At 58.3% G+C, this 6,912-nt stretch carries 9 protein-coding genes; 5 read left to right on the top strand and 4 right to left on the bottom strand.

Going from position 1 to position 6,912, the window contains the following annotated elements; all coding sequences use genetic code 11:
- Nucleotides 1-168: 168 nt before the first annotated feature.
- The 5 genes from Q2B33_RS01860 to Q2B33_RS01840 all read left to right on the top strand — a co-directional run bounded on the left by Q2B33_RS01860 (nucleotide 169) and on the right by Q2B33_RS01840 (nucleotide 2,561).
- Nucleotides 169-588, top strand: a complete 420-nt coding sequence (locus Q2B33_RS01860; protein WP_300573206.1) for an ATP-binding cassette domain-containing protein — start codon at nucleotides 169-171, stop codon at nucleotides 586-588.
- A gap of 6 nt (nucleotides 589-594) precedes the next feature.
- Nucleotides 595-885 carry an AAA family ATPase gene (locus tag Q2B33_RS01855; protein WP_330684800.1) on the top strand — a complete coding sequence of 97 codons (291 nt, stop codon included), beginning with the start codon at nucleotides 595-597 and terminating at the stop codon, nucleotides 883-885.
- The gene (locus tag Q2B33_RS01850) at nucleotides 869-1,996 is read left to right on the top strand and encodes a helix-turn-helix domain-containing protein (RefSeq protein WP_300573203.1); all 1,128 of its coding nucleotides are present in this window, start codon (nucleotides 869-871) and stop codon (nucleotides 1,994-1,996) included. The genes Q2B33_RS01855 and Q2B33_RS01850 overlap by 17 nt, the downstream gene beginning before the upstream one ends.
- A complete protein-coding gene (locus tag Q2B33_RS01845; protein ID WP_300573200.1) occupies nucleotides 1,927-2,313 on the top strand; it encodes a hypothetical protein in 387 nt (128 codons plus the stop codon). Before Q2B33_RS01850 ends, Q2B33_RS01845 begins: the two co-directional genes overlap by 70 nt.
- Nucleotides 2,314-2,381: 68 nt before the next feature.
- Entirely contained in the window at nucleotides 2,382-2,561 is a 180-nt protein-coding gene (locus tag Q2B33_RS01840; RefSeq protein ID WP_296476866.1) for a DUF6440 family protein, read from the top strand.
- A 166-nt stretch (nucleotides 2,562-2,727) separates the two neighbouring features.
- On the opposite strand, the gene ruvA is transcribed toward Q2B33_RS01840, so the two are convergent.
- The 4 genes from ruvA to leuC form a co-directional block, all read right to left on the bottom strand.
- Complete coding sequence (gene ruvA, locus Q2B33_RS01835) at nucleotides 2,728-3,339, bottom strand: Holliday junction branch migration protein RuvA (protein WP_300573196.1); 612 nt, start codon at nucleotides 3,337-3,339, stop codon at nucleotides 2,728-2,730.
- Between the two features lie 10 nt (nucleotides 3,340-3,349).
- Nucleotides 3,350-4,720, bottom strand: coding sequence for an MATE family efflux transporter (locus tag Q2B33_RS01830; RefSeq protein WP_300573193.1), 1,371 nt, complete (start codon nucleotides 4,718-4,720; stop codon nucleotides 3,350-3,352).
- A gap of 213 nt (nucleotides 4,721-4,933) precedes the next feature.
- Complete coding sequence (leuD, locus tag Q2B33_RS01825; protein WP_296476875.1) at nucleotides 4,934-5,422, bottom strand: 3-isopropylmalate dehydratase small subunit; 489 nt, start codon at nucleotides 5,420-5,422, stop codon at nucleotides 4,934-4,936.
- A gap of 218 nt (nucleotides 5,423-5,640) precedes the next feature.
- A complete protein-coding gene (leuC, locus tag Q2B33_RS01820; RefSeq protein ID WP_300573189.1) occupies nucleotides 5,641-6,909 on the bottom strand; it encodes a 3-isopropylmalate dehydratase large subunit in 1,269 nt (422 codons plus the stop codon).
- Nucleotides 6,910-6,912: the final 3 nt, after the last annotated feature.

Raw genomic sequence — 6,912 nt, 5'->3', positions numbered from 1 at the left:
AGATCTGGTGACTGGAGTTCAGACGTGTGCTCTTCCGATCTGGGATCTGCGCAAAGTCTGCGAGCGGGCGCCAGCGTCCAGTCCGCCCTGTACTCCGGCGCGGCCCTGGTGCAGCAGTTGGGCTTTCTGCTGTCGGGAGCCCTGCTGGCCGCAGGCGGCATCTGCTCTGTGCCCGCGCTGATAGAAGGTTACGCTTTATCATCCTCTTTTTATCAATACATAGCCATTCTGGGGAAGCTCAAGGCAGACCGCGGAATCTGCCGTGCCGCGGAGGACCGGATCCTTCAGATATTCCGGGCCCCCGACAGTTCCTCCGCCCTTTATGAAAATCTGGAGATGGCCCTGCCCGCAAAGGGGATATGGCTGGTAAAAGGGGCGAACGGCTCCGGAAAGTCCACCCTCTTCTCCGTCTTAAACGGCAGCCGCGCAAGCTGGGCCCGCATCACCCGGGGCGGAGAGCCCCTTTCCCGGGAGGCGCTGCGCCGGATCGCGGGATGGTGCCCGCAGATGTACCTGCCGATCTCCGACTCTTTCCGGGAATTGCTGGAAATGATTCCGGAGGAGACCCTTGACGCTGCCTGTCTGTAGACCTGCCTGGTAGAGTTTAAAATAGACGGCGGGCTCCTCGACAGGCCGCTGAACGGGCTCTCCGGCGGCCAGCAGAAGAAAATCGCGCTGACATTGGCCCTGTCGAAGAAAAGCGGGCTTCTGCTGCTGGACGAGCCGGAGGCCTCTCTGGATCAGGCGGGCATCGAAAGCCTGCGGAAACTGTTGACAGGGGAGCACCGTCCGGTCCTGCTGGCGACCCATACTTCGCTTTACGATGACTGCGCGTCCGGCGCCATACATGTGGAAGGAGGTCTGGTACATGTCCGTGAAAACTGAGAACCATTGGGGAATGCTGAAGGATATCTGGAAGATAATGTGGCCCGCGGCGCTGCCCCTCTATCTGAGCTACTTCTACTACCGTTTCGTGGGGGTGTATACCTCCGGATTGCTGGGGCAGATCATGGATCTGCTGCTGTACCGAAACGGGAACCTGGCCGACAGCAGACTCTTCCTGAAGCTTGCGCTGGCTTTCCTGTTCTCCCTGCTGCTGATGCCCTCCGTGGATTTCCTGACGAACATAGTCATATTCCGGAAAGGCCTGCGCTATGAAGCCTCCGTGGTGGATCGCATTTTCCGAAAAGACTATGAGGCTTTCGGGTCCTGCCAGTCGGCCGAATGGGCGGCCAGGGTGTCCTCGGATCCCCTGACATACAGGAACATGGCCATCCTGGCGCCTGTCAGGCTTCTGGCGGACGGCACGGTATTCCTGACGGCCCTGTACGCTTCGCTCCGGAGAGACGCCAGGCTGGCGCTCCTTCTCACAGCAGGCATATGGCTGTCCATCGCCCTCCGCTTCTATGACAATATCCGTAAACTGCGCCAGCTAAAACACCTGTCACAGGAGGCGCTGGGAGAGCTTCTCGGCGTCTCCGGCCAGGCTGTCTCGAAATGGGAACAGGCCATCACCTCTCCGGACATCTCGCTGCTGCCCGCCCTGGCGGGGGTCTTCGGCGTGACCATCGACAGCCTGTTCCAGGATGCCAGCGCCAGGCGCTATCCCGGCTATGGCAGTGAGCGCAGCGAGCTGGTGGCTTTCTATACAGACGAGAACGGTAGGGAAAAAGATTTCCGGCTGGCGGCAGAGGCCCTGGGGGAAGTCATCCTGAACGGGAAGGCCTCCACGGAAGATTATGTGAACTATGGGCTGTTATACCATGTGCGCTTCCGCAGGGATTCCCAAATGGCCCTGCGTTATTACCGCCTTGCCATTGCAGAGGGGGACCGCAGCAGCCTCTTCTGGATGTCCGCCCACCAGCAGATTACGAAGCTTCTGGATGAGCTGGGACGGCTGGAGGAGGCCGTGGAAGAACAGAAAAAATGGCGGGACGGCTGGAGGAGGCCTGTGCAGAGGCTAAGGAGGCCCTCCGCCTGGACGCCGAAGACATAAATGTCCTGACCATGGCGGGAGACCTGTTCTCCCAGACAGGAGAATGCGAAAAAGCCCTCTCCTGCTGGGACAGGGCATATGCCAACGATTCCACTCAGATTTCCTGCCTCTTTTCCAAGGCCGAGCTGTATGCTTCCATGGGAAGGACAGAGGATGCCATCGGGCAGTACGAAGAGATCCTGGCCTGGCTGGAGGCTCATGGCTACAACATGGAGCTGGAGGGTGCCCACCCCCGCCGCCGCATTCAAGAGCTGCGGGGCGAGGGATGCGTCCCCCATTCCGTTCAGGAAATATTTCCGCCCATTCAGGCAATTTGAAACATATGGCTGCATTTATGTGGTATGGTTATGTTTGTCAATCGATAGGACGGATAGGAGGTGAGCGTATGGCAAAAGAACGTTTTGTAGAGATTTATAACCAGGGCATCGTAAATGTGGCAAAGGTCATAGTGGATACGGAAACCGGCGTGAATTACCTGATGGCTTCCCATAATAAGGCGAATGGCACCGGGCTGACTGTACTGGTGGATCAGGACGGCAAGCCTATTGTCACCCCCGTCAAGTAAGGGACTGTCTGCCGCGCCACGGCAAGGGAAAACGGGCGTACAGGCAAGCGTAACCACGCCCGAAACGGCGGCTCCCGGAAATCGGAGCCGCCGTTTTTTCTGCATGGAAGATTTTCATTTTGCCGCCCGCCAGATTGGAAAGGCCCTTATAAGGGTCTCTCCCCCGTCAGAACATCTTCTTCAGCGCCGCCTTCAGCACTGCCCCGGAATCCATGGCCTCGATGCCCTCGATGGCGTTCACCGCCTTGGCGGCCTCCGCCTGGCCATAGCCCAGGGACACCAGTGCCTCCACGGCCTCCCTCTTCTGGGGGCTGTCCATCGCAGCCGCGCCCGCAGCCTGTGCCCCCTGGATTTCCATGCCGATGGCGGTGTCCTCCACCTTGATTTTGCCCTTCAGCTCCAGAATCAATCGCTCCGCCGTCCTGGCCCCGATTCCCGGCGCTTTGGTGATGGCCTTCACGTCCCCCGACAGAATGGCGAACCGCAGGGAATCCGCATCCAGCACGGACAGGATCGCCAGCCCGCCCTTGGGCCCGATGCCGCTTACCGTAATGCACTTCTTAAAAATATCCAGGTCGTTTTTGGACAGGAAGCCAAAAAGCTGTATGGCATCCTCCCGGACGCTGGTATAGGTGTACAGCTTCACCCTCTCCCCGATGCCCGGGAGCCTGGCCGCCGTGTCCGCGGAAATTCTGACATTGTATCCGATTCCGCCCACATCCACTACAGCATTGTCTTCCGTTATGTCCTCAACGGTTCCTTTTACATATGCTATCATATCTCTCTCCTTATGCCACTCCGGGATTGCGCCTCAGCACTTTCTTGTACACTATCAGGAAGCACACCAGATGCACCGCGAAGGTCAGGCCCCAGCTGATGGGATAGGAATAATACAGGCACTCCAGCGTATGGTAGCTGCGGAAGACGGAGTATATCCACACCACCCGGAACAGGCATGCCCCGGTCAGGGACACCAGCATGGGCATGATGGCGTAGCCCATGCCGCGCAGCGCTCCCACGGCCACATCCATCAGGCCGCAGAGGAAATAGGGCACGCAGATGATCCTCATCCGCAGGATGCCATACTCGATTACCGCAGGGTCTACGGTGTAGAGCTTTAACAGCGTACCGCCGAGCAGATATGCCACATTTCCCATGACCAGGCCCACCGCTACCACCAGCAGCTCGCATATCAGCAGGATTTTTCCGATTCTTTTATATTTCTTGGCTCCGTAGTTCTGGCCGCAGAAGCTGATGGCAGCCTGGTAGAAGGCGTTCATGGCCGTGTAGACGAAGCCCTCGATGTTGCTGGCCGCCGTGTTCCCCGCCATGGCAGTGGAGCCGAAGCTGTTCACGGAGGACTGGATCAGCACATTGGAGATAGAGAACAGCGCCCCCTGCATGCCTGCCGGAACGCCGATCTGGATCATCCTGAGCAGCTTGTCCGGCGCGATCTTCATCCCTTTCAGCTCCAGGCGGTAGGGGCTGTCCGTGGAGATGAGGCATCTGACCACCAACGCGGCGGAGATGGCCTGGGAGGCCACCGTAGCCGTGGCCACGCCAGCCACGCCCATGTGGAAGACGATTACGAATACCAGGTTCAAAACCACGTTCACCACGCCTGCAATCAGCAGGTAGTAGAGAGGCCTTTTGGTATCCCCCACTGCCCGCAGTACCGCGCTGCCGAAATTGTAGACCATCATGAACGGCATCCCGGCAAAGTAGATGCGCATATAGAGAACCGAATGGGAAATCACGTCATCCGGCGTGCCCATCCAGCCCAGGGCCGGTCTGGCCAGGAAAAAGCCAAGGAATATCAGGATGATTCCTCCCGCCAGAGCGGTGGCGATGGCAGTCTGTACCATCTCCTTCAGCTGGATGTCCTGCTTTGCGCCATAATACCGGGCCACCAGCACATTCGCGCCCACCGAAAGCCCGATGAAGATGTTCACCAGGAGGTTCGTCAGCGATCCGGTGGAGCCCACCGCCGCCAGGGCCTGGTTTCCCGCGAAGCGCCCTACCACCACGATATCCGCCGCGTTGAAGAGGAGCTGCAGGATGCCAGACAGCATCAGCGGTACATAGAATATCATGATTTTGCCCAGCAGCGGGCCATTGCACATATCGATTTCGTATTTTTTGGAAGAAGCCTTCTCCATAATCCTTTTCCAATCCCTTTCACATGTGAACTGTCTCGCTCCTCCGGGAGCGCTTTCCCTCGTAAACATTGTCCCGAAGGGCCATTTGTTCCACAGCGTCTCCATCCTTCCTCAGGAGTTTTGCCTCCTATGAGGAAACAGAGCCTCGCAGTCTGTGGACTGTAGTCTGCAAGGCTCTGTCGTACATATTTTCTATTTGTTTCGGTCTGAATCCTACGATTGGCTATTGATGTAGTTGATCAGCCCCTCAGAGGAGATGATCCGCTGCATGAATTCCGGAAAGGCCTGGCCCTGGAAGCTGGTGCCCTTGGTCACATTTGTGATGACGCCGGAGTCGAAATCCACCTCCACCTCATCCCCTGCCTCGATGCCTCTGGCAGCCTCCGGGCACTCGATGATGGGCAGGCCGATGTTGATGGCATTCCGGTAGAAGATCCTGGCAAAGGTCTCCGCGATGACGCAGCTCACCCCCGCGGCCTTGATGGCGATGGGCGCATGCTCCCGGGAGGAGCCGCAGCCGAAGTTCTTCTCCGCCACGATGATATCGCCCTTCTTCACCCGCTTGATGAAATCCTTGTCGATGTCCTCCATGCAGTGGGCCGCCAGCTCCGCAGGGTCTGAGCTGTTCAGGTATCTGGCCGGGATGATGACATCCGTGTCTACATTGTCTCCGTATTTGAATACAGTTCCTTTTGCGTTCATATTCCTCCTCCGCGCCCGGCTGAAGCAGCGTTTCCGCAAAGAACAGCGGCATCTTCCGGGGCGCTCCTTTTTACTCAATCCTTCTTACAAAAAATGTTCCCAAATATTACTTGCTGCCTCTTCTCCCTGCCCATTCCGGATACCGGAAATGAGCATTCTATCCGAACTCTTTCCATCAAAATGCCGGCTTGATTCCGTCCCAATCGGTTCGGGTTGTCCTATGCCTCCGCCGGCGCGGAAATCACGCCTACAACCGCGCTCTCGGCCGCCACCGCAGGGCTGGCCAGATAGATTTCCGAGGACACATGTCCCATGCGGCCCACGAAGTTGCGGTTGGTGGTGGACACGCATCTCTCCCCTTCCGCCAGGATGCCCATGTAGCCGCCCAGGCAGGGGCCGCAGGTGGGCGTGCTTACGATAGCCCCGGCTTCAATGAAGGTCTTCAGCAGCCCCTCCTCCATGGCCTGCATGTAGATGGCCTGGGTGGCGGGAATCACGATGCAGCGCATGCCCTTTGCCACATGTCTGCCCTTCAGCACCTCCGCCGCGGTCCGCAGGTCGTCCAGACGGCCGTTGGTGCAGGAGCCGATCACCACCTGGTCGATGGCAATGGGCTCCATCTGCCGGATCTCGTCGATGGTGCGGGTATTCTCCGGCAGATGGGGGAATGCCACAGTAGGCCGAAGGGCACTCAAATCGATGGTATATTCCGCATCGTAGACCGCGTCATCGTCCGCTTGATAAATTTTATACGGTTTATCGGAATGTTCTTTGATATAGGCCTCCGCCAGCTCGTCCACAGGGAAGATGCCGTTCTTCCCCCCCGCCTCGATGGCCATGTTGGCGATGGTGAAGCGGTCGTCCATGGACAGGTTGGCGATGCCGTCCCCTGTAAACTCCATGGATTTATACAGCGCGCCGTCCACGCCGATCATGCCGATGATATGTAAGATCACGTCCTTGCCGCTGACCCATTTGGCGGGCTTGCCGGTGAGGACGAAGCGGATGGCGGCGGGCACCTTGAACCAGGCCTTGCCTGTGGCCATGCCGGCAGCCATGTCCGTGCTGCCCACGCCTGTGGAGAACGCGCCCAGCGCGCCATAGGTGCAGGTATGGGAATCCGCGCCGATAATCACGTCCCCGGCCACGGTGAGCCCTTTCTCCGGCAGCAGGGCATGCTCGATGCCCATCTCTCCCACCTCGAAATAGTTGGTGATATCGTTCTTCCTGGCGAATTCCCGGACGCACTTGCAGTGCTCCGCGGACTTGATGTCCTTGTTGGGCACGAAATGATCCGGCACCAGAGCAATCTTGTCCTTGTCGAAGACGCCCCTGGCCTTGAACTTGTCCATCTCCTTGATTGCCACAGGGCTGGTGATATCATTGCCCAGCACCAGGTTCAGATTCGCCTCGATCAGCTGGCCGGCTTCCACCTTTTCCAGTCCGGCAGCGGCCGCCAGGATTTTCTGCGTCATTGTCATTCCCATATC

Origin of the sequence: uncultured Acetatifactor sp., from assembly GCF_948601915.1 — a bacterium.
Classification (GTDB): Bacteria; Bacillota; Clostridia; order Lachnospirales; family Lachnospiraceae; genus Acetatifactor.
Note: the sequence above shows the minus strand (reverse complement) of the source record. Positions and strands in the feature narration are given on the sequence as shown.